This is a genomic window from Tritonibacter mobilis (assembly GCF_001681715.1).
Lineage (GTDB): Bacteria > Pseudomonadota > Alphaproteobacteria > Rhodobacterales > Rhodobacteraceae > Epibacterium > Epibacterium mobile.
Genome location: NZ_LNWY01000006.1, coordinates 11,707 through 34,727, shown reverse-complemented (window position 1 = coordinate 34,727; position 23,021 = coordinate 11,707). Strand labels below are relative to the sequence as shown.

The 23,021-nt window shown below is 57.8% G+C and carries 22 protein-coding genes and 1 tRNA gene; 11 read left to right on the top strand and 12 right to left on the bottom strand.

Annotated features, from left to right (window positions below; genetic code table 11):
- Window positions 1-9: 9 nt before the first annotated feature.
- The 3 genes from UB90_RS07140 to UB90_RS07130 all read right to left on the bottom strand — a co-directional run bounded on the left by UB90_RS07140 (window position 10) and on the right by UB90_RS07130 (window position 3,400).
- Window positions 10-822: a CpsD/CapB family tyrosine-protein kinase gene (locus UB90_RS07140; RefSeq protein ID WP_227512230.1), complete on the bottom strand. Its 813-nt coding sequence runs from the start codon at window positions 820-822 to the stop codon at window positions 10-12.
- Window positions 823-1,285: 463 nt separating this feature from the next.
- Window positions 1,286-1,999, bottom strand: a complete 714-nt coding sequence (locus UB90_RS07135; RefSeq protein ID WP_065324260.1) for a sugar transferase — start codon at window positions 1,997-1,999, stop codon at window positions 1,286-1,288.
- Between the two features lie 372 nt (window positions 2,000-2,371).
- A complete protein-coding gene (locus UB90_RS07130; protein WP_009178118.1) occupies window positions 2,372-3,400 on the bottom strand; it encodes an AraC family transcriptional regulator in 1,029 nt (342 codons plus the stop codon).
- A 460-nt stretch (window positions 3,401-3,860) separates the two neighbouring features.
- Here UB90_RS07130 and UB90_RS07125 point away from each other — a divergent pair, with 460 nt between their 5' ends.
- A complete protein-coding gene (locus tag UB90_RS07125) occupies window positions 3,861-4,667 on the top strand; it encodes a 2-dehydro-3-deoxygalactonokinase (RefSeq protein ID WP_065324259.1) in 807 nt (268 codons plus the stop codon).
- A gap of 28 nt (window positions 4,668-4,695) precedes the next feature.
- On the opposite strand, the gene UB90_RS07120 is transcribed toward UB90_RS07125, so the two are convergent.
- Together UB90_RS07120 and UB90_RS07115 are read right to left on the bottom strand one after the other, a co-directional pair.
- Window positions 4,696-5,496, bottom strand: a complete 801-nt coding sequence (locus UB90_RS07120) for a TIGR03084 family metal-binding protein (RefSeq protein WP_065324258.1) — start codon at window positions 5,494-5,496, stop codon at window positions 4,696-4,698.
- A 124-nt stretch (window positions 5,497-5,620) separates the two neighbouring features.
- A complete protein-coding gene (locus UB90_RS07115) occupies window positions 5,621-6,742 on the bottom strand; it encodes a THUMP domain-containing class I SAM-dependent RNA methyltransferase (RefSeq protein WP_065324257.1) in 1,122 nt (373 codons plus the stop codon).
- A gap of 273 nt (window positions 6,743-7,015) precedes the next feature.
- On the opposite strand from UB90_RS07115, the gene UB90_RS07110 reads away from it, so the two are divergent.
- From UB90_RS07110 to UB90_RS07070, 9 genes are all read left to right on the top strand, one after another.
- Window positions 7,016-8,749, top strand: a complete 1,734-nt coding sequence (locus UB90_RS07110; protein ID WP_065324256.1) for an ABC transporter substrate-binding protein — start codon at window positions 7,016-7,018, stop codon at window positions 8,747-8,749.
- Between the two features lie 195 nt (window positions 8,750-8,944).
- Entirely contained in the window at window positions 8,945-10,021 is a 1,077-nt protein-coding gene (locus UB90_RS07105; protein WP_065324255.1) for an ABC transporter ATP-binding protein, read from the top strand.
- A 9-nt stretch (window positions 10,022-10,030) separates the two neighbouring features.
- Window positions 10,031-11,104: an ABC transporter ATP-binding protein gene (locus UB90_RS07100; RefSeq protein ID WP_065324254.1), complete on the top strand. Its 1,074-nt coding sequence runs from the start codon at window positions 10,031-10,033 to the stop codon at window positions 11,102-11,104.
- Window positions 11,105-11,110: 6 nt separating this feature from the next.
- On the top strand, window positions 11,111-11,974 hold the full coding sequence (locus tag UB90_RS07095; RefSeq protein WP_005619837.1) for a carbohydrate ABC transporter permease: 864 nt from the start codon (window positions 11,111-11,113) through the stop codon (window positions 11,972-11,974).
- A 14-nt stretch (window positions 11,975-11,988) separates the two neighbouring features.
- Complete coding sequence (locus UB90_RS07090) at window positions 11,989-12,786, top strand: carbohydrate ABC transporter permease (protein ID WP_009178005.1); 798 nt, start codon at window positions 11,989-11,991, stop codon at window positions 12,784-12,786.
- A gap of 1 nt (window position 12,787) precedes the next feature.
- Window positions 12,788-13,066, top strand: a complete 279-nt coding sequence (locus tag UB90_RS07085; protein WP_065320991.1) for a DUF2160 domain-containing protein — start codon at window positions 12,788-12,790, stop codon at window positions 13,064-13,066.
- Window positions 13,067-13,424: 358 nt separating this feature from the next.
- Entirely contained in the window at window positions 13,425-13,820 is a 396-nt protein-coding gene (locus tag UB90_RS07080; RefSeq protein WP_005619846.1) for a BlaI/MecI/CopY family transcriptional regulator, read from the top strand.
- Window positions 13,810-14,952, top strand: a complete 1,143-nt coding sequence (locus UB90_RS07075; protein ID WP_065324253.1) for a M56 family metallopeptidase — start codon at window positions 13,810-13,812, stop codon at window positions 14,950-14,952. The genes UB90_RS07080 and UB90_RS07075 overlap by 11 nt, the downstream gene beginning before the upstream one ends.
- A gap of 138 nt (window positions 14,953-15,090) precedes the next feature.
- Window positions 15,091-15,180 (top strand) — tRNA-Ser (locus UB90_RS07070).
- 376 nt (window positions 15,181-15,556) lie between these two features.
- Here UB90_RS07070 and UB90_RS07065 read toward each other — a convergent pair.
- Genes UB90_RS07065 through UB90_RS07035 form a run of 7 tightly spaced genes read right to left on the bottom strand, consistent with a single transcriptional unit; the run spans window position 15,557 to window position 20,990 of the window.
- Window positions 15,557-16,456, bottom strand: coding sequence for a lysophospholipid acyltransferase family protein (locus tag UB90_RS07065; protein ID WP_204161345.1), 900 nt, complete (start codon window positions 16,454-16,456; stop codon window positions 15,557-15,559).
- Between the two features lie 37 nt (window positions 16,457-16,493).
- On the bottom strand, window positions 16,494-16,763 hold the full coding sequence (locus UB90_RS07060) for an HPr family phosphocarrier protein (RefSeq protein WP_005619863.1): 270 nt from the start codon (window positions 16,761-16,763) through the stop codon (window positions 16,494-16,496).
- A gap of 3 nt (window positions 16,764-16,766) precedes the next feature.
- Window positions 16,767-17,171, bottom strand: a complete 405-nt coding sequence (locus UB90_RS07055; protein WP_009177872.1) for a PTS sugar transporter subunit IIA — start codon at window positions 17,169-17,171, stop codon at window positions 16,767-16,769.
- A 10-nt stretch (window positions 17,172-17,181) separates the two neighbouring features.
- Complete coding sequence (gene rapZ, locus UB90_RS07050; protein WP_065324251.1) at window positions 17,182-18,084, bottom strand: RNase adapter RapZ; 903 nt, start codon at window positions 18,082-18,084, stop codon at window positions 17,182-17,184.
- Window positions 18,053-18,511 carry an HPr kinase/phosphorylase gene (locus tag UB90_RS07045; RefSeq protein ID WP_065324250.1) on the bottom strand — a complete coding sequence of 153 codons (459 nt, stop codon included), beginning with the start codon at window positions 18,509-18,511 and terminating at the stop codon, window positions 18,053-18,055. The genes rapZ and UB90_RS07045 overlap by 32 nt, the downstream gene beginning before the upstream one ends.
- Before the next feature lie 4 nt (window positions 18,512-18,515).
- On the bottom strand, window positions 18,516-20,249 hold the full coding sequence (locus UB90_RS07040; protein ID WP_065324249.1) for a sensor histidine kinase: 1,734 nt from the start codon (window positions 20,247-20,249) through the stop codon (window positions 18,516-18,518).
- A gap of 39 nt (window positions 20,250-20,288) precedes the next feature.
- Complete coding sequence (locus UB90_RS07035) at window positions 20,289-20,990, bottom strand: response regulator transcription factor (protein ID WP_009177577.1); 702 nt, start codon at window positions 20,988-20,990, stop codon at window positions 20,289-20,291.
- A gap of 398 nt (window positions 20,991-21,388) precedes the next feature.
- On the opposite strand from UB90_RS07035, the gene UB90_RS07030 reads away from it, so the two are divergent.
- A complete protein-coding gene (locus tag UB90_RS07030; protein WP_065331921.1) occupies window positions 21,389-22,987 on the top strand; it encodes a phosphoenolpyruvate carboxykinase in 1,599 nt (532 codons plus the stop codon).
- Window positions 22,988-23,021: the final 34 nt, after the last annotated feature.

Genomic DNA, 23,021 nt, shown 5'->3' with positions numbered 1-23,021 from the left:
GCTGCCGGTTCAGGCACCGCCGGAGAATTCATCCTCACTGCGGGCGCGGTTCAGCACCACCCCGAGAAGCTGTGTGTGTCCTGCAAGCATTTTCTCGCAGGCTTTCAAGTGACGTGCGGTTGTTTGACTGCCATCAGACACCAACAGCACCCCGTCAACTTGTGGTAAAAAAGCTGCCACATCATCATTGTGCAACACCGGCGGCAGGTCAAAAAGCGCAACATCTGCGCGGGTGCGCGCAACCACATCGTCGATGATCGCGGCACAGCGGGTTTCGTGCAGAACTTCGGCCGCGTTGTGAAACGTCGAGGAACTCAGCCCCAATGCCAGCCGGTCGGAAGCCGCCACCAAATGCTCTTCCAGACGGGTTTCGCCCCGTAAGAATCCAAGCATATCGCCGTTATAAAGCGCAGAGCGTTCCAGCCCCAATGCGCGGGCGATGCCGGGGTTGCGCAGGTTCATATCCATCAGAACCGTACGGCTGTTCGGTACTCGAGCAAGGCTCAGTGCGAGATTGGCGGCGGTAAAGCTCGCCCCACACCCCGGTGTCGGACCACAGATCGCCACACGCTTCCAGCCATGGGCGCGCAGGCTATGCAGCATCCGGGTGCGCAGCAAATCAAAAGCCCGCGCAGTGGGTGAGCTGCGGAAAAAATCGACCAATGGCAGACGGCTGCGGCGTTCATTCAGGCCGGTGACTTCAACCTGTCTCATCACATGCCACGGATCGGGGAGCGCGGCGGGCAGGGCCACAGAGTCGTGCGACCGCGGCGCGGCTATGTCCTCAATCGCAGGTGTCTCAACGCTGGGCACGTGTCGCATTTCACCACGCGTTGGCTGTAGCTGCTCGGTCTCCGTTGCAACCTGTGCACCGTTCAGTGGCTTTGCGCCCGTGTGACGGGGCTGCGCCGTTTGAGGCGCGCGCTCAGGCCGCGACGGGCGCTCTGATTGCGGCGGGCGCGCAGACTGCGCGGGACGTACGGGGCGTGACGGGCGCACAGGTTTGGCAGGCTCGGGCTGGTCTACGACATCAGAGCTTGGCGCCTTATCAGATGGGTTAGGATGCACGGCATCTTTCGCAGGCGCTTCATCACGCTTGCGGCGTCGCCGAAATTTCCTGAACCCATGGTCCGTCATCAGTGTCTCACCACCTTCTTCCAAGCATAGAATGGACGCTATGTTTTCGCCATTATGATCTACGTAGTCTTTCACGTCACACCTATCAAAACTCTGCGATCCATCGGCACATATCCGCACGCAATGGCGTGCGTCTTTAAACCCGCGCTTAGTATCCGGTGCTGCGCAATATGACCCCAACAGTTCTGAACAAGATGTTCAAATCCTCGCGGAAAGAGAGATTTCGGCAATAGGCCTCGTCAATTTTGGCGCGCTCGGCAAAGCTGGTTTCATTGCGATCCCCCACTTGCCACGGCCCGGTGATCCCCGGGCGCAGCATGAAGTATGCATCCGCCTTACCGTAAATCGACAGTTGATCCACCATCATCGGGCGTGCGCCAACAATGCTCATGTCACCGATCAGCACATTCCAAAGCTGAGGCAACTCATCAAGTGATGTGGTCCGCATCATCCGGCCAAAGCGCGTGATTCTTGGGTCATCCTTGAGTTTCTGATCCCGCTCCCACTCCTGACGCAGCTTCGGGTCTTGAGCGAGATGCCACTCCAATAGCTCATCGGCGTTGGGGACCATCGTGCGCAGTTTCAACATCTGAAACACGCGCCCATCCTTGCCCAATCGCTTTTGGCGATAAAAAGGTGATCCGCTCTCAAACCACAGAGCCAGAACACAAAGCAGCATCAACGGCAGTGCAATAGGCAGCGCAAACAGCACCAGGACAATATCCAGCATCCGCTTTCCATAGGCCGCATAACTGCCATGCCCGTAGTCGGTCCCAGCCTCGCGAAACGCAGCAGCCAGCGTCAACTCTGGGAAGTCGCGAACTGCAGAACCAGTCATCGCCCCGTGATTGAGTATTTTCATTGTTACCCCCAAAAAACCACGCACCACTCAGGCCTCTTGCGAGGCAACACAGCTTCTCCAATCCCCCGGAGATCCGTGCAATCGAAACGGCCAAAGTCCCCTAATGACGGTCGGTTCGATCCAGTGCAGTACGTCGGACACATTCTCCCGTGTCCTAACTTCCTTCTCAAAATACCGTATTTATAGAAAAATCGATGTAAATCTGACCAAATGGTTACTATCGCTACCCATCCGGGTTTTGAACCGCTCATTTGCGAAACATTCCGCTGTTAACACTACTATTGTATACGGTCCAGCCCAGCGCATGCCGGGACCGGACGGGAATCACATTCTTAGATGGGAATATCGGATCTTGATCGAACCTCGTTGATCCTACGATCTCACGACGCTCTCACGCAGTGCTTCACTACGATAGCTGCCGGGGCTTTGGTCATACCAACGGCGAAAGGCATCGTTAAAGCTGCTCAGGCTGGAGTAGCCCAGCGCGAAGGAAATCTCTGACAGAGATTTCTCATTCTGGTGCAGGTAACGCAGCGCAAGCGACTTTCTTACCCCCTCCAGTATTGCAAAGAAACTGGTGCCTTCGCCCGCCAATTTACGCGAGAGAGTCCGCTGACTCATATCGAGCAAGTCAGCCACCTGCGCGAGGCTCGCCTCTCCATCCGACATGCCATCCATAATGAGACGTTCGACCGTAATCGACAGATCATTGCTATTTCGATCCGGGCGGCGGCGCAGCAATTCGGCATGTTCAAGCAAGAGACGTAACAGCCCCGCATCGGCGCTGCGTAGAGGTTGCGCCAGATCTTGCTCTCGAAATGTCAGACGGTTCACCCGGCCACGGTATCCCGGCCTTAGCCCAAACGCCAAAACTGCGGGTTCAGAGGCCGCCTGCGGCGCGTGGGTGAATTCGACGGCGACCGGAGTAGCTGTTCCTGTGCTGAGCGTTTTAAGACTGCGCACCAGCAGTGCCGCAATAAACTCGCTCCAGTGTCGCAGATCCAGCTTACCTTGTGACCCATAATCCCAACGCAGATCCACCTGCCCGTTTTCGACCGATGTAGATACGACATCAAAGATGCTGCTAAGTCGGGTTAACGTTTGAAGCGCTTCTCCCAACGTCTCGGAGGCGCTTATCGCATATCCAACAAGACCTGCGTCGCGCAATGTACATTGATGCGCCAGAGAGTAGCCGATCGACGCATCATTACAGACCCGTTCTGCCAGTCCAAACACCAAAGAGTGCTCGTATACAGGAAGCACCTGATTGCTGTCACTGAGTTGGCCAGGGATGGTAATTTTATTGTTGATCAGACTTGAAAAATCATGGCCCTTACCAGACACATACTCTACCAACCGATTGACAAATACCCCACCGTTCGGGGCAAAAACATCCTTCACAACACGCCTCCCGCACGCTGCGCAGATCTATTGGAACACGCGTGGGTAGAAGGGTTCGAAAACATATTATATCCTGTCGCCACCATCCCGTCGCTGAGCATTCCGAAGACCTCGCAGATACGCATACTTCAAATGTCTGCATGCGTTAACAGATTTCAAAATTTTACATAGTCAGCCGACAGGATGCGACACAAAAGATCCTGACTGTTGCCCGGAAGGCAACGTTTCAACCAGCAAATTCCGCAACACAACCCTGCCTAGAACGCGACTTCTCTACGCACCCTGACCTTGTCCAGTATTGTAGAGATGTATAAAATTCTCATCATAGCATCCGCTTAATTCGCCAAACCAAAAGTATAGCGCCCCTATCCAGAGTGGGAGCGCAGCCGGGTGATTGAGTTTTGCTTAAATTCAAGGCATCAGTGGCACAAACGATCCAAACACTGAATGGGGCCACAATATGTCACAGCCTTCCGATACTTGGTTCGCCGTCGATGACAGCCACCGCCCCGCCCGCATCTGGCGAATGGTAAGAACCACGCCCGACGGCCCTGCAGAAGTCGTTGCCGGATTTGATGAAGCCCGCAAGGTCGCATTGGGACACCCGTTGGTGACACATGCGCACGCAGCCACCCCGGCCTTGCCGCTACCTGCCGCACCCGCAGACCTGAACCTTCACGCGGACGGCGATACCTTGCGCCTTGGGGCCCTAACGCAGGCTCAGCCACACACCCGGCTATGTGCCGCGGTGTCAAAAATCCGGGGGTTCTTGCAGGTCAACAAGGACTGGGATGGTGTGCTGTGTTTGCCGGGGTTTGCAACAACGGTTTGGGCCCTGATAAGCGCAAATGAAGTGGTAAGTGTGCTCTCCTTTACCACAGCCCCCTTGGTCGAAGCGCTATCACCTATTGCTGTTTCGGCATCAATCGACTCGGACGCTCTGATCTCCCCACTGCAGGATGTGATTTCCAAACCCGAAACCCTGGGATTGCGCCTTGCGGAGAGCCGATCGCTTTGGGCTGCGGGCGAGCTGAACGATGCGGCGGTACTGTCGCAAACATGGGGGGCTGCACTGGGGGCTGAACTGGCGGCAGCCCGCGCCTATTGGCTGGGGCAGAACCTTGCCCTGATCGCCCCTTCGGCGCTGGCCGCACCCTATAAGGCAGCGCTCTCCAGCCAGTATGTCCCATTTACCGAGGTCGACGAAGCGCAGATGACGATCAAAGGACTGGCCAGCGCCTACGCCTACTATAAGACTAAAACCTGACGCCGCGCAGGCCCCCAAATAGCGCCACTCAAAGTGGACGGCGAAAGCGCGTTCCCGGCTCCGGCGGCTTGTTGGGAGGCCCCGCAAAACACTGCGCCTGCTGCATCCAGCGCTGCGCCACCTCAGAAGATGCGGCAACACTTGTGTCTTTCCAATTGCGTGTCTGAGTGACGATCTGTGCAAACTCTACCGCAGTTCCAGTGACCTTATTGTTGTCTTGCGGCGTGTTCCACATCCAGACTTCGCCAGATGGGGCGATCAGCTCCACATAGGGGGCAGGCTCTGGCACCGTCTGCCCCCATACGCGAAAGCTCCAGCCATACGTCGCAACACCGAGATGCACGATGTTGCGGATACGGTCGCTTTCGGGGCGTTCCTGGCCCAAGAGGTCGAAAATCGCCTGCCCATGCGCCCATGTTTCCATTTGCCGGGCGGTGATTGCGCTCAGCGCACTCATCTCAGGTCCGACCCATTTCACACGCTTTTTGGGATCTGCGGTGCTGTAGGCGTCTGCAAGACGTGTCGCACCATCGCGCCACGCAACAAACAGTTCTCTCCCAGAAAGCCCGGCAAGCCACGGAAACTGCAACGCCAAGATACTGCCACCAGCGGCAAGTTCGGCCATCGCTGGTGCCATCATACGATCGAATGCTTTTGGACCAGCCAGCGCGGCCTCAGCAGCGGCATTAAAGAAATGCAAATGCCCCAGAATATCCTCGACGGTCCAATCCTTGAACTGTGTGGTCGCAGCAAAGATCGTGTCAGGAGCCGCTTCAAGACAGCGCGCGAGAATCCGGCTCTCCTCCTGAAAGTCATTGGCCTGCTGCATAGCATCTCACCTCGAATTACGACGATGTATTGATGCGAGTTTGAGGCGGTTGCGCAGGCTTTGGCAACCGGTGATCAAAAGGCTGACGCAACGAACTATGCGCCAGAGATTTGCACATTGGGCCTCAGGCCAGGGGAGCAGTGCGGAACAAGCGAACCTTTAGGCCACCATGCGCGATTGGCGCGCCAAGCGGCAGGAACGGCAGCCCCGTTGCCCGCGCCAGCGCCGTATCGCTGGTGACGATACCGACGCGCCAACCCGAAAAGCGGGATTTCAGCACCTCGCCCAAAGCACCGTAGACCGCAAATAGCTGCTTCTTATTGCCGATCCGCGCCCCATACGGTGGGTTGACCATCACAAGGCCCGGAAGTCCGTCTGGGCGTTGCAGGTCGCTGACAGCCGCATGGGTAAAGCGGCACAAGTCCCCAACCCCAGCCCGCGCGGCATTCTGACCGGCCATTTCTACTGCCCCGGTGTTGCGATCTGAGCCGAAGAACTGCAGATCCGGGGATTTCGCAGTTGGCAGCGCCTGCCGTTCGTCGTTCCAGGCTAGGGCGTCATGATTGGCGAGCCGTTCAAACGCGAACTCTCGACTGCGCCCTGCGGCAAGCCCTGCGGCGATCTCTGCCGCCTCAATCACAAAGGTACCGGAGCCGCACATCGGGTCTACGACAGGCTCTTGCCCGTCATAGTCACAGGCACGCAGCAGCAGCGCCGCCAGCGTTTCGCGCATCGGCGCTTTGCCGACTGCAACTTTGTGACCGCGTTTATGCAGCCCTTCGCCTGAGGTATCGACGCTGAAGATACAAGTATTGTCGTCGATCCGCACCTTGAGCGTCACTGGCGCATCCGCAGCAATCGGCGCGCCGAGTTCCTCGGAAATTGCAGTCTCGATCCGCTGCGTCGCCGCACCGGCATGATAAATCTTGGATTTCTTGTTGGTGACAACCTCGACTTTCACCGGCACGTCTTTGCGCAACACCTCACCCCATGGGAATTTGCGCGCGCGCTTATCAAGCTGCGCAAGGTGAAATGCCCTAAACGAGCCAATCCGCGCCAACACACGAGTGGCGCCACGAAGATAGAGGTTCGCACGCCGCACATCCTCCCATGTGCCATCAAAGCTGACACCGCCCGCGACCTGTCGCGCAGCGGCAAAACCCACACGACGGGCCTCATCGCAAAGGATGTGTTCCAGCCCCGGTGGGGCCACGAGAAAGATCTCAAAGGTGCTATCTGCTGTCATGAGGCATCTCTTAACCGGAATCACTGACCTCCGGTATCCCCAAACGTTCGGCGTAAAACCGCTCGCTGCCGTGGTAGGTCAACACCAGATTTAGGCGTAAGGTCGGTTTCTGGACCCAAGGTAAGCAGCATCGTAGCCAATACATAATTGTTTACTTTCTGATAGATACACGATTACTAAATAATTAGTTTGACATCATCGCTGGCTCGGTGAAATCCTTTAGGCCAGTTGGATGGGCAAACATCCGACCTTGCAGACTTTAGGGAGGAAAAGATGCGGAAGTATCTTTTGACCGCAGTTGCAGCCGGGGCTGTGATTGCGGCAACGGGTTCGTATGCCGATGAGGCAGCAGCCCAGAAATGGATCGACGAGGAGTTTCAACCCTCGGCTCTGACCAAAGACGAACAACTTGCAGAGATGCAGTGGTTCATCAACGCCGCCGAGCCTTACAAGGGCATGGAGATCAACGTTCTGTCCGAGGGCATCCCCACGCACAGCTACGAATCCGAGGTGCTGACCAAGGCGTTCGAGGAAATCACCGGCATCAAGGTGAACCACCAAATTCTGGGCGAAGGAGAGGTCGTACAGGCCGTTCAGACCCAGATGCAGACCAAGCGGAATCTCTATGACGCCTACGTCAATGACTCCGACCTGATCGGCACCCACTCGCGCCTGCAACTCGCCTACAACCTCAGCGACATGATGGAAGGTGACTTCAAGGATGTGACCAACCCCGGTCTCGACCTAGATGACTTCATGGGCACGCAGTTCACCACCGGCCCGGATGGCGATCTCTACCAGCTGCCAAGCCAGCAGTTCGTGAACCTCTACTGGTTCCGCAAAGACTGGTTTGACCGCGAAGATTTGAAAGCAGCCTTTAAGGAGAAATACGGCTACGAGCTGGGCGTTCCGGTCAACTGGTCCGCCTATGAGGACATCGCCGAGTTCTTCTCTGAGGATGTCAAAGAAATCGACGGCACCGCCATTTACGGCCATATGGATTACGGCAAACGCGCGCCGGACCTTGGCTGGCGGATGACCGATGCGTGGCTCTCCATGGCGGGTGCGGGTTCCAAAGGTAAACCCAACGGCGTTCCAATCGACGAATGGGGCATCCGGATGGAAGAAGGCACCTGTAACCCGGTGGGCGCAAGCGTCACCCGCGGTGGTGCTGCAAACGGCCCGGCGGCGGTCTACGCGATCCGCAAATGGGACGAATGGCTGCGTAAATACGCGCCTCCAGGTGCGGCGTCTTATGACTTCTACCAGTCGCTGCCCGCACTGGCACAAGGCAATGTGGCACAGCAGATCTTCTGGTACAGCGCCTTTACTGCCGACATGGTGAAGCCGAAATCCGAAGGCAACAACACTGTAGACGACAGCGGCACCCCGCTGTGGCGCATGGCACCCAGCCCGCATGGCCCTTACTGGGAAGAAGGCCAGAAGGTCGGCTATCAGGACGTGGGTTCTTGGACCTTCCTCAACTCCACGCCGCTTGATCGTGCGCAGGCTGCATGGCTCTATGCACAGTTTGTCGTATCCAAGACCGTGGACGTGAAGAAATCTCACGTCGGTCTGACCTTCATCCGCGACAGCTCTGTGCGCCATGAGAGCTTCACCGAACGCGCCCCGAAACTGGGTGGTCTGGTTGAATTCTACCGCTCGCCCGATCGGACTGCTTGGTCACCGACTGGCGTAAACGTGCCCGACTACCCCAAGCTGGCCCAGATCTGGTGGCAGCAAATTGGGGACGTGAACTCCGGTGCCTTCACCCCGCAAGAAGCGATGGATCGTCTGGCGCAGGAAATGGACATCACCATGGGTCGGATGCAGCGTGCAGACGAGCAGGCGAATGTCTACGGCGGCTGTGGCCCACGCCTCAACGAGGAGAAGGATGCGGAATGGTGGTACTCCAATGGCGGCGCCAAGCCGAAGCTGGAGAACGAAAAGCCCCAAGGCCAGACGGTCAACTATGACGAGCTGGTCGCTCGCTGGGCCGAGAACTGATCTCAACCTGATCTCCCCGGGGATCTTCCCCTGACGTGCCGGGCCTGACCCCTTATGGGTCTGGGCCCGGCCCCACCTGCCCCGGCTGATTGATCTGCCTCTGTGCGGCTTGTTAGCCGGGGTTTTTCCCTCGACACCACGATTGTCCCGAGCACGCATCAATGCGGGCGCAGGACCGGAAAGTTCCAAACCACCATGGCACTCGAACTCAGATCCGTGACCAAACGCGTGGGCGGTGATCTCCATATTAAGGAGACGTCGCTGACGTTAGAACCCGGTCACTTTAACGTCCTTCTGGGCGCCACCGGGTCAGGAAAGACCTCTCTTATCAAGATGATGGCCGGGCTTGACCCGATTGCCTCCGGCACGGTCCTGATGGACGGGCAGGATGTGACTCGCCTCAGCACGCAAAAGCGCAATATCAGCCTCGTGCATCAGTTTTTCATCAACTATCCGCATATGACGGTCTACGACAACATCGCCTCACCGCTGAAGGTCGCGGGCATGGCCAAGTCGGAACTGGACGACCGCGTGCAGGAAGCCGCGAAGATCCTGCAACTGACCCCGATGCTGCACCGCCGCCCGCATGAGCTTTCTGGTGGCCAGCAGCAGCGCACCGCGCTGGCGCGCGCCATCGCCAAGGAAAGCCGGGCGGTGTTCCTGGATGAACCGCTGGCGAACCTCGACTACAAACTGCGTGAAGAGCTGCGCGACCAGCTGCCCGAACTCTTTGCAGGTCGCGGCGCGGTGGTGGTCTATGCCACCTCCGAACCCGAAGAGGCGCTGCTCTTGGGTGGCAAGACCGCCCTGATGCGGGATGGGCGCGTCACCCAATTCGGCCCCACCGCCGAGATCTACCGCAACCCAGAAAACGTAGAGGCCGCGCGGGTCTTCTCAGACCCGCCAATCAACACTGCCACGATCACCAAGCAAGGCTTTGAAGCACGCCTCGGCGATGACGTTCGTTGGACCCTCGACGGTGCGGCCGCAAGCCTGCAGGACGGTACCTACACCATCGCCATTCGCCCGCACCACGTGGTGCCGGTGGCCGAGGCCGCCGGTCTGGTCAAGCTCAACGGCCGGGTGCAAGTGACCGAGCTTTCGGGTTCTGAGAGCTCCGCGCATTTCGACCTTGCCGCCTCCGGGCAGGAGACCTCCTGGGTGTCGCTCAGCCATGGCGTGCACCCCTACAAGGTCGGTGAACTGCATGATTTCTATATGGACCCCCGGGCGGCTTATGTCTTTGCCCCCGACGGCTCCCGCGTGGCGTGAGGCGAAAAGATGGCCAAGATTACCCTGTCCAAACTGCGGCACAGCTACCTGTCCAACCCCAAATCCGACAGCGACTACGCGCTGAAGGAGATCGACCTCGACTGGAACGACGGTGGTGCTTATGCGCTGCTCGGCCCCTCCGGTTGTGGCAAGTCCACCCTCTTGAACATCATCTCCGGCCTGCTGGTGCCTTCTGAGGGCCAGATCCTGTTTGATGGCAAGGACGTCACCAAACTGCCCCCCGACCAGCGCAATATCGCGCAGGTGTTCCAGTTTCCGGTGATCTACGACACGATGACGGTCTACGACAACCTCGCCTTCCCGCTGCGCAATCGCGGCCGCGACGAGGCCACGGTGGAGCGCCGCGTCATGGCGATTGCCGAGATGCTGGAAGTCACCGAGATGCTGGGCCAAAAGGCCGCCGGCCTCAGCCCCGACAACAAGCAGAAGATCTCCATGGGGCGCGGCCTCGTGCGCGAGGACGTCAATGTGGTGATGTTCGACGAACCGCTCACCGTGATCGACCCGCATCTGAAATGGAAGCTGCGCTCCAAACTCAAGGAGCTGCACCAGCGCGTCAAGGCGACGATGATCTACGTCACTCACGACCAGACCGAGGCGCTGACCTTTGCCGATCAAGTGGTGGTGATGCAGCTGGGCGAAGTGGTGCAGATCGGCACCCCGGTCGAGCTGTTCGAACGTCCCGCACACACATTCGTCGGCCATTTCATCGGCTCGCCGGGCATGAACATCATCCCCTGCTCCTACGATGGCAGCGCCAGGATCGAGGGCCAGCCCGTCGCCTTGGAAGGTCCCGTGCGCGGCACGCCCACCGGCCAGACCGAAATCGGCATCCGCCCGGAGTTTGTCTCGCTGTCTGACAGCGGCCTGCCCGCCACGGTCACCAAGGTTTCCGATGTGGGCCGCCATACGGTCGTCGAATGCGACTGCCTCGGCCACAAGGTGAACGCCGTGATCGAGGAAGGCGCCGCGCCGCAAAAGGGCGACAGCACCCACCTCGCCTTCCGCCAAGACCAGACCCGGCTTTATGTCGACGGCTGGCTCGCCACTGATCCGGAGTAACAGCAAATGAAAACCGAAAACCAAAAAGCATGGTTCTTTGTGCTGCCGGTCCTGCTGCTGGTGGCCTTCAACGCCCTGATCCCGATGATGACCGTCGTCAACTACTCCGTGCAGGAGACCTTTGGCGACAACGTCTTCTTCTGGCAAGGACTGGACTGGTTCGAACAGATCCTGCGCTCGGATCGCTTCCACGCAGCCCTTGGTCGGCAGTTCCTGTTCACCTTCCTGATCCTCATCATCGAAGTGCCGCTCGGTATCGCGATTGCCCTGTCGATGCCGCGCAAAGGGTTCTGGGTACCCGTATGCCTTGTGCTCATGGCGCTGCCGATGCTGATCCCTTGGAACGTCGTCGGCGCGATGTGGAACATCTTCACCCTGCCCGACATCGGCCTTCTGGGGTACTTCCTGAACCACACGCTGGGCATCAACTATGATATGACGCAGGACCCGATTGCGGCTTGGGTGACCATTATCACCATGGATGTATGGCACTGGACCTCGCTTGTGGTGCTCCTGTCCTACGCCGGTCTCGTATCGATCCCTGACGCCTATTATCAGGCGGCCAAGATCGACGGCGCATCCAACTGGTCGGTGTTCCGCTATATCCAGCTGCCGAAGATGAAGACCGTCCTCACCATCGCCATCCTTTTGCGGTTCATGGACAGTTTCAACATCTACACCGAGCCGTTTGTGCTCACCGGCGGTGGCCCCGGCAACTCCACCACGCTCTTGTCGATCGACTTGGTGAAAATCGCCCTTGGTCAGTTCGACCTCGGCCCCGCCGCGGCGATGTCGCTCATCTACTTTGCAATCACGCTTCTGGTCAGCTGGCTGTTCTACACGCTGATGACCAAAGACGATCAGAACTAAGGGAGGGACCTGATATGCAGAAAAGATCTATCGTCCCCATCGTCTATATCCTGTTCCTCATGCTGCCGATCTACTGGCTGGTGGCGATGAGCTTCAAGACAACCAATGAAATCCTCTCTGGCTTCTCGCTGTTTCCGCAAACCTTCACGCTGGAAAACTACCAAGTCATCTTCACCGATCCGACTTGGTACTGGGGCTATATCAACTCGATCCTCTATGTGTCGGTGAACACGGTAATCTCTGTGGCGGTGGCGCTGCCTGCAGCCTATGCCTTCTCGCGCTACCGCTTTCTGGGCGACAAGCAGCTGTTCTTCTGGCTGCTCACCAACCGGATGGCGCCTGCAGCGGTCTTCGCCCTGCCCTTCTTCCAGCTCTATTCCGCTGTGGGTCTCTTTGACACCCATCTCGCGGTGGCGCTGGCGCATTGCCTCTTTAATATTCCGCTGGCGGTTTGGATCCTTGAGGGCTTCATGGGCGGCGTGCCCAAGGAGCTGGATGAAACCGCCTATGTGGACGGCTACTCCTTCCCGCGCTTCTTCGTGTCGATCTTCCTGCCTGCCATCAAGGCCGGCGTCGGCGTCGCGGCCTTCTTCTGCTTCATGTTCTCCTGGGTCGAGCTCTTGCTGGCCAAGACCCTGACGGCAGTTGCGGCAAAACCCATCGCCGCCACGATGACCAAGACCGCATCCTCCGCAGGCTACGAGTTGGGCCTGCTGGCGGCGGCGGGTACACTGACCATCATTCCGGGCGCGATCGTGATCTATTTCGTCCGCAACTACATCGCGAAGGGCTTCGCGATGGGGAGGGTTTGATATGCTGAGCTGGATGGCCTGGACCTGGCCCACCGCCCTTGTCTTCATCGGGATCTTCTCCGCCATCGGTGTGTTGATCCTGCTGGAAATCCGCACCCCCGGTGGAGACGCCCGCAAGGGTATCCTCGGCCTTACAACCACACGTGGCGACCGGTTGTTCATCAGCCTCCTCGGCACGTCCTACATCTTTCTCGCGTGGCTGGGGCTGGTCGGCATGCCGCTCTGGACCCCTCTCGGCCTCGCAATCGCGTGGGGGATCTTCTGCTTCTGGAAGGTGTAGACCACCCGCGGGTCAAGGGGGCCGCAGGCCCCGCCCACCGGGCGGCTTGCCCTTGACGCGCCACACACGAACAAACTCAAAAACGGTCCTGAGGGCAAACCTGCCCCTCAGGGCTATCGCAGCAAGCCAAATCAAAGGTCTGCGCCAGTTACGTCCGCTGCAACAAGGCCATCACCTCTCTTCCTGCGAGAAATAGGCGCGCGGAAGCGCACAATTTAACAACCCTGAGGGCACGCCTCGCGCATCTTCTAAAAAAATAGTTTTCGAATTCCCGGAAATCCCCTACCCTCGCCCTTGATCGCAAACAGATCACCGTGGCTTCTCCCCGGTCGCGGCCCGAACAGCAAAGCTTGGACATATGCGCAAGAAACAGCACCACTCTCTTTTGACCGAGGTCGAACTCGAATTCATGACCGTGGTCTGGGAGCTGGAACAAGGCTCCGTGCGTGACATCCTTGCCGAACTGAACACAGTACAAGAGCGCGCCTATACTTCTGTCGCTACGGTGCTTAAGATCATGGAGCAAAAGGGCTTTTTGACCAGCGAACGGGTTGATCGTTCTCTCGTCTACCGTCCTGCGATTCCTAAGGCCGAGTATCAGAAAACGTCGCTCAAGAACTTGTCGAGCAAGCTCTTCAACGGTGCACCCGCCGCCCTCGTGGCGCGGTTGGTCGATGACGAGGACATCACCGATGCCATGCTCGAGGAAATGAGGGCCTTGCTGAACGAAAGGCTGGGGGACAATGAAAGCTGATGCGCTTCTGAACGCTTATATCGATCTGAACCTTCTGGTTTGCGCAGGCGCGCTGCTCTGGCTCGCCGCACGTTACCTGATGCGACGAACGTCCCTTGCGACGTCCTATGGACCGCAACTGTATTTGCTGAATGGGATGACGGTGCTGCTGGCCGCGACACCGATTTTGGTTCTGGCCCTCAACGCCAGCGGCATTGGCAATCCCCCCACTCTCTCCGATGTACTTGTCGCGCAGTACCTGCAAGGCAATGTCAGCATGTCCGCAGTACAGTTTGAGACCATGATCGGGATGCGTGAGGATTTGGTCCGTGATCTCAGCACTGGCACAGCGCTGTGGAGCCAGCTCGTAAGCGCATTTATCCTCGTCGGCACCACGATCTCAGTGCTTCTGCTTGGCACCGCCATCCTGCGCCTGCGCCACGCACTTGCATCAGCGTATCGGTGGAAGCGCATCGGTCGCGTGGACCTTCTTCTCAGTGACGATACAGCGGTTGCCTACTCTACCCGCGGCCTGTTTCGTCGCTATGTCGTTCTGCCGACCTCGCTTTTGAATGATTCACGCGATTTGCGCCTTACACTTGCGCATGAGCTGCAACATTTTCGCCAGCGTGATGTTGAGACTGCCTTTTTGATGGAATGCCTGCGACCGCTCCTGTTCTGGAACCCTGCCTATTACCTGTGGCGCCGCGATATGCGGGCGGTACGGGAATACGCCTGTGATCAGGCGCTCAGCAGCAGAGGGCGCTTTGACTTGCGGAGCTATTGCGAATGCCTGATCCGCGCGACCGAACGCGCCCGCAAGTCTCCGGTGTTTCTCAGTTCCCGCAGCCCCTCTGTTGCCCTGCTGGAGCGTCGGGAAATCCGTCACACGCCCATTCTCGCGCGCAGGATTATTGCCGTAACCGAACAGCGCCCTCACGAACACCAAGGCCTAGTCTGGGGCGGCGTGTCTGCGGCCATTGCTTGCGCCGTAATTGCGACCGCGTTTTTGATCCAGCGTCCCGGAGATTGGAGTCACGATCGCCTCATGCTGTCGACCGTTGTTAATCTGGAACGCATGGCCCATCGCAACACTGGTCAGACGGGCGTATCGGCCTGGAGCAGTTCCGTCTTTGTACCTCTGGATCGCTGAGTTTCGCATCTCGCCTCGTGCCCATTCCAAAGCAAGCCAACGGACACCGCCCCATACCAAGCCGTTGATTTAACAACCGTCGCAGAAATTTCAAAAAACGCCTTGTCTCTCCGCGCACTGCCACATATACGGATCAGCGGAGACGTGGCCGAGTGGTCGAAGGCGCTCCCCTGCTAAGGGAGTAGGCGGGAAACCGTCTCGAGGGTTCGAATCCCTTCGTCTCCGCCAGATCACCCGAATTTTTCCGGGTCGGGCATCCAATTCACTACATATTCTGAGTTTGACAGATTGTCATAACATTTGCCCCGACGCTCTCACTGAACGTGTGGAATAGAATGAGAGTTGAGATATGGACAGTTCATCTTTTCCTGAAACAGCGCGGCGCGTGAAGGCCGGACCGCACGTTGAGTAGAGCTGAACGCGGCGTTTGTTCCAAGGCTGGTCGCGGTCGGCACGCCGATGGAGGCGGCCCATAAGCAACAAGCCTTCGAAATGCATTTCCTTCGAAAAAAACTGAGGCGTCGCTTAAGCGCTTTCGATTGTGTCCGCGAAGTTCTGAATGTCTACGCTACAGGAGCGTTCCGCTCCCCCGCTGCCTCAGATCTCAGTCTTTGCGGCCAAGGTTCAGTGTGTGCTCGCGCAGCCACGCCATAAAGCCGCGAGGATCACTGTGTAGTCGCTCCATCTCCTGATCCGTCAATGGCTCCCCCACAACAGGCGCTTGCGGTTTATTACAGGAGCGCACGATCTCATGCAGGAGAAGGCCCTGGCGCAGGATTGGCGAGACTTGACACGCAATCTGATAGGCTCGGGAATTTCGCCCCGGAAAGAACATCGGAACGACCTTTGCACCTGAACGTCGGATGAGCTGTGCCGTGAAGACATTCCATTCGCGCTCTACAGCGGGGCCCCACCAGCTGTCGGATGACATCACGACGCCTGACGGGAACAACGCCACAACACCGCCCTCTTTCAGGTGGGCCATTGCCTTGGCGCGCATCTCGACCATTTTGCGTTGGGCGTCAGGGTCATGAGGAAAGGGCACCGGGATCATGAAGGAGGTCGCCGCCTCATCCAATCCGGTCAGAACAGAGCGTGTCAAAATGCGGTAATCCTGACGCCGCCGGCCGATCAAATCAGCAAATATCATGCCATCGACCATCCCGTGCGGGTGGTTGGCCACAACCACAACAGGCCCTGTCTCGGGAATATTGTTAATCTGCTCTTGCGGGGTCTTCAGTTCAATGCCCATCACATTGAGCGCACCGCGCCAGAATTTGTTCCCGCGATAGTCAGCATTGCGAGATTCAAACTTTGACACCATCCGAAGAATGGTGAATTTCCCTGTCAGCCATTCCAGCGTACGGATCGCCAGAGACGTCCAGCGATCATCGAAGGAATTCGCATAGGTCAGCGTGCGCCGGTCATAGACTTCAACCGTAGACGCCCCTTTAGGCTCCTGCGGCGTGATGCCGGAATCATTATCGTGCGCGGTGTCAGCCACTTTCACCTGTCCCGTCTTTTTGGACCGTTCCGCCAGATTAGTAGCCTTCGCCAAACTTGTCAGCCACCAAGGCCTCTACGGCAGAAGCCAGCGCATCAGCATCCGGTCCCGAGGTTTCGACGTCAATAGTCGTTCCCTTCGACGCTGCCAACATCAAAAGCCCCATGATACTGTCTCCGGAGGCCGACATTCCGTCTTTGATCACCTCAGCGGAGGCATCAAAGCCTTCGACGACCTCAACCAATTTGGCCGACGCGCGCGCATGCAGACCCTTTTCATTCACAATCTTGAGCGTTTTTCGAGCCATTGATTATGCCACGCCCCCTTCAGGGTTCACATTTTGAGAATTGATATATTTACGTCCGGCTTCCATCGCATGACGCACCGCATCCGCCACCGGCAAATGACGTGACTTCGCCAGCTTAATCAGCATGGGAAGATTGGCCCCGTAGAGGATGCGCCGGTTCGCAGGGGCGCAGGCACGCAGGCTAAGGTTCGAGGGACTGCCGCCAAAAAGATCGGTCACCACCACAACGCCATCGCCAATGTCGACAGAGTTGGCGGCGGCGCAGATTTCATCTTGCTTGGCATCGCGGTCGTCTTCCGGGCCGATGGCGATTGCCATCAGCGCAGGCTGACGCCCAACTACATGTTCTACGGCGGCCAGATATTCCTTGGCCAATCCGCCGTGTGCGACGATCACGATCCCGATCAAGGGCATTCTCTCACTTCAATTGCTGGCCAAGCAGCTCGCGGTGCCTAATTGACACCTGCTGCCCCTCGCGTGCAAGGGCCTTTGCCAAGGTTTCCGCCAAAGTGACGGAACGGTGTTGCCCGCCTGTGCAGCCAAAGGCAATCGAAAAATGCGATTTACCTTCTTCACGATAGGCTGGCAGCAACATCAGGGTCAAATCGAGCACGCGGTCGAAAAAGCCCTGATATCGCGCATCCTTCATGACGTAATCCTGCACTTCCTTATCTTGCCCGTTATGCGCACGCAGTTCCGGCTCCCAGTAAGGGTTTGCGAGAAAGCGGCAATCAAACACCATATCGACACTGCGCGGAATGCCGCGTTTGTAGGAAAAACTGTGCAGGGCTACAGCAAGAGTGCGCCCTTTGGGCGCAAAGAGGCGCTCTACCTCTGCACGCAGCTGGTGCACATTCAGGTCGGAAGTATCGATCACAACATCAGAACGCTCCCGGATCATTCGCATCAAATCCAGTTCACGGGTTACGCCCAGCTCTGGGCTTTCTGCGGGGGACAACGGGTGACGGCGGCGTGTCTCTGAGAAGCGACGCAACAGAACATCTGCCTGTGCATCGAGATAGAGAACCGTGGTTTTAATCCCCTGCCGCGCCTTGAGCATGTCGATCATATCGACCATCGCCTCGGTAGAAAAATCCCGATTGCGTGGATCAAGCCCCAGAACAAGCGGTCGGTCGGCGCCACCGGCATTCACCAAGGCAGGCACAAGGCGCAGGGGCAAATTGTCGATCGCCTCGAAATCGAGATCCTCCAGCACGTTAATAGCCGTGGTGCGCCCGGCACCCGATGGGCCGGTCACCAGCACCAGTGGCGGCTGGAGCGCAATGGCGCTAACGGAGTTTTGGCTCTCCTTCGGGGTCAATTGCTCCACCTTTCAGGTATTGAATCAGGGCTGCCGGAAAGTAATCGCCATCCACGCGGTTCAATCTTGGCAGCGCAATGTCGAGTATCTGCCCCTCTAGGTGGCGTGGAAGCCGCACGGTTTCAAGCTGCCCCATATCGACGATGACGTGGAGTTGTACCTCCGTCACAACATCCGCGCGCAGAATACCAACACCGCGCGCCTCAATAAGGCCGCAGATCGCGGCAGGTGCACCTGCCAGCAGGCGTTTTCCCACGCGGCGTACCTCTGTTCGGTCGTCTGCGACCAAGCTCGCCCCGCGCGCCATCAACTCCAGTGCCAATGCCGATTTCCCACTGCCTGCGGGGCCGCAAATGAGAACGCCGCGCCCATCGAGCGCGACGCAACTGGCATGTAGGGTTGTATTCTCAAGAGTGGAAGGAACCACCGGATCAGACCGGCAGCCCGACTACGAAACGCGCACCAAGAGGTTCTGACGTCAGATCGGCCTCTGTGGGGCGAATGTTTTCGGCCCAAATCACGCCACCGTGCGCTTCTACGATTTGCTTGGAAATCGCCAGACCGAGACCCGAGTTGTTGCCGAAATGCTCATCCGGGCGCTGGGAATAGAATCGCTTGAACACTTTGGACAGCGCCTGTTCTGGAATACCGGGTCCCGTGTCTTCGACCACCACCAAAACGCGATTGTCGCGACGCCGCGCCCAGACGCGAATGGCGTCACCCTCTTCGCAGAAGGAAATCGCATTGGTGATCAGGTTGACAAAGACCTGCGCCAACCGCGCCTCGAGACCGCGGATCAGGATTGGCTCATTGGGCAGTTCGGCAATATAGTCGATGCCCTTGCTACGCGCATCTTCGCCCAGATACTGGTTCAAGTTGCCGAGCATGTTGAGGAGGTCAAAGTCCTCTTCGTCTTCCTTCACCAGTTCCGCATCCAGTCGCGACGCGTTGGAGATATCACTCACCAACCGGTCAAGACGACGCACATCATGTTCAATCACTTCCATCAGCTTCTCCCGCTGGTCCTCTCGATGAACCATGCGCAGCGTGCCGACCGCAGACTGCAAACTGGCCAGAGGATTCTTGATCTCATGTGCCACATCAGCTGCAAATTGTTCGTTACTATCGATACGATTATATAGCGCTTTTACCATACCACGCAGCGCGCGGCTCAATCGTCCGATTTCATCAGGGCGCGCCGAAAGGTCCGGGATGCGAATGCGACCGGGTTTTACCTTGTCATCGTCGCGGTCCTTACCGAGCTCTGCCGCCTCAGCCAAATCGGCAAGAGGATTAGCGATTGTCGATGCCAAAACGAGGCTGAGGCCGATAGACACCATCAAAGCCACAATAAACATCTGCAACACGCGCTCGCGCTCGATACGCACCAAACGGTCGATCTCGCCGGTGGCGGAGGTCATCAATAACACGCCAGCCGCCTGACCTTGCTGCAGGATCGGCGTGGCTGCTGCATAAACTGTACCGCCTGCGCTATCCGGTACGGCCCCCACTTGCGTGCCATCTGTTAGCGAACGCTGGATGAGATCCTTTAGCTGAGGTTCCGACAGTTCGATCTCGGCCGCGGTGTGCTCCGGCGCACTCTGGCCACCAACTGCTGACCAAATGGCCTTGAGCGTATCGGTAATGAGAGTGCGCCCACCTTCATTGTCGTTCAGGCGGTTCAGCGCATCTGCCCGCATGATACCTTTTTGCTGATCAAGCAAGGTGAGAGAGGTATCAAAAACAAAAATCTCCACGCCACCGCGCAACGAGATGTTGTCGAGCATGCGCGAGATGCCGTCTTGGCTTACGGTGACGCCAACTGAACCGCCCTCAGGCAGTTGGGCCTCCAGCACATCAGTCGCCAGCATCGCCTCAGACACGAGTGTACCCAATCGCTGATACACAAGACTCTGTCGCGCGGAGTTCAGATAGAGAATTCCGGAAACCAGAATGATCAGAGCGATCAAATTGAACGTAATGATCTTACGGGTCAACGGGGAGCCGCGTAGCGAAAACCAGCCACGCCGCGCCCGTTTGGCCCGCATTTCACGCCCAACGGTTTGTTCTGGCGCAACCCAGTCGTCGCCCAGAACCAGCTCTCCGTCCCGGCCTGCATTCCGGCCCGTCTGCCGGTGAGTGTCGGTCATGCTATTGTCGCGCATGCGCGCATGCCTCCGCCAAAGTCCCCGAAAATCGGGAACTTATTCTTCATTATAGCGGTAGCCGATCCCATAAAGGGTCTCGATCGCCGCGAAATCTGCATCAGCACTGCGCATTTTCTTGCGCAGACGCTTGATATGACTGTCGATGGTCCGGTCATCCACATAGACCTGATCATCGTAGGCCACATCCATCAGCTGGTCACGGCTTTTGACAAATCCGGGGCGTTGGGCCAGCGCCTGCAGCAGCAAGAATTCGGTCACGGTCAGGGATACATCCTGCCCTTTCCAGCTGACCGCATGGCGCAACGGATCCATTCGCAGGTGCCCGCGCTCCATCACCTTAGTTTCTGGCGCAGTGCCGACCTCATCCGTGGCGACCGCCTCCTGCCGACGCAAGAGCGCGCGGATGCGTTCCACCAGAAGACGTTGGGAAAACGGTTTCTTGACGTAGTCGTCCGCCCCCATGCGCAGGCCCAGAACCTCGTCGATCTCATCATCTTTTGAGGTGAGGAAGATCACCGGCATCTGGGTTTTCTGGCGCAGGCGCTGCAACAGATCCATGCCATCCATACGCGGCATCTTAATATCCAGCACCGCCATATCCGGCAGTCGTTTATTAAAGGCGTCTAGCGCCGCCTGTCCGTCATTATAAGTTTCGACTTCGAACCCTTCGGCCTCCAGTGTCATAGACACCGAGGTCAGGATGTTCCTGTCGTCATCGACCAAAGCAATCTTTGACATCGAACTTGCCCTTATCTGCTCATTATTCGTTTGTTTTATGCCCTTTGTCGCTTGGAAGACGGCACGAATCAATCCCTGATTAACGAATCAGGCGAAACTTTGGCGTTCATTGACGCAAAAATACCTTATCAACTGTTAAAGACAGCCATGTGAAACACCGATGGCGGCGCTGTGAAACACCTCTGTTCACTATGGGAAACTTTTGGTGGCGCTAAAGGTTTGCATGGTTGCGCTAACTACCTGAAACCATCCTGTTCATTCTGCAAAGCCTCATGTTAAGACCGCCTGCATGAGTGCTAATGTTGCGCTCCGGTGCCCTATGGCGCAGCCTTTGATCTATGCGGTCCCTGTCACAGCTACAGCGCAATCAGCAGGGCCGACACCAGGAGAGACACAAGATGACATCTGGACGGGTAAACCCGAACTTCCGCCTCGAGGATCAGGGAATAGAGGGTCTGGGCAATGTCTATTACAACCTCATGGAACCGGCCCTTGTGCAGGAAGCACTGAGCCGCGGCGAAGGCAGCCTCGGCAAGGGCGGCGCCTTCCTCGTGACCACCGGGAAATGTACCGGTCGCTCCCCGAAGGACAAACATGTTGTAAAGACCGCCTCTGTTGCCGACACCATCTGGTGGGAAAACAACGCCGAGATGAGCGCAGAGGGCTTTGATGCGCTCTATGCCGATATGGTCGAGCATATGAAGGGTCGCGACTACTTCGTTCAGGATCTCGTCGGTGGTGCGGACCCGGTCCACGCGATCAACGTGCGCATGGTAACCGAGCTGGCATGGCACAGCCTGTTCATCCGCCATCTGCTGCGTCGCCCCGACCGCGAAGATCTGGATGATTTCACTTCTGATTTCACCATCATCAACTGCCCGTCCTTTCAGGCAGACCCCAAAAAGCATAATTGCCGGTCCGAAACCGTAATCGCACTGAACTTCGACCGTAAGCTGATCCTGATCGGTGGCACAGAATATGCGGGCGAGAACAAGAAATCCGTCTTCACCCTGCTGAATTACCTGCTGCCGGAAAAAGGCATCATGCCGATGCACTGTTCTGCCAACCACGCCAAGGGCAACCCGGTCGACACCGCTGTGTTCTTCGGCCTCTCCGGCACCGGCAAGACCACCCTGTCAGCAGACCCCGACCGCGTGCTGATCGGCGATGACGAGCACGGCTGGGCCTCTAACGGCACCTTCAACTTCGAGGGCGGTTGCTACGCCAAGACCATCAACCTCAACCCCGAGGCGGAGCCCGAGATCTACGCCACCACCGAGAAATTCGGCACCGTGATCGAGAATATGACTTTCGATCCGGAAAGCTTCGATCTCAACTTTGATGATGACAGCCTGACCGCCAACATGCGCTGTGCCTACCCGCTGCATTACATCTCCAATGCCTCCGAGTCGGCGCGTGGCGGCCATCCGAAGAATATCATCATGCTGACCTGTGATGCCTTTAGCGTGCTGCCTCCGATTGCGCGGCTGACTCCTGCGCAGGCGATGTATCACTTCCTGTCCGGCTTCACTTCCAAGGTGGCCGGGACCGAGCGTGGTGTGACCGAACCGGAGCCGACCTTCTCCACCTGCTTTGGTGCGCCCTTCATGCCGCGCCGCCCAGAGGTTTATGGCAACCTGCTACGCGAGAAGATCGCTGCCCACGGCGCGACCTGCTGGCTGGTGAATACTGGTTGGACCGGCGGCGCCTATGGCACCGGCTCGCGGATGCCGATCAAAGCCACCCGTGCCCTGCTGACCGCAGCGCTGGACGGCTCGCTCGCCAATGCGGAGTTCCGCAAGGATCCGAATTTCGGCTTTGATGTGCCGGTGGCTGCGCCGGGCGTGGCCGAAGTGCTTCTCGATCCGCGCCGCACTTGGGATGACAAGGCCGCCTATGACACCCAGGCTGAAAAACTGGTTCAGATGTTCTCTGACAATTTTGAACAGTACCTGCCCTACATCGACGAAGATGTAAAAGCGGCTGCGATCTCCTAATCCAACTTCGACCTTGAGATTAAAAAGCCCTCGC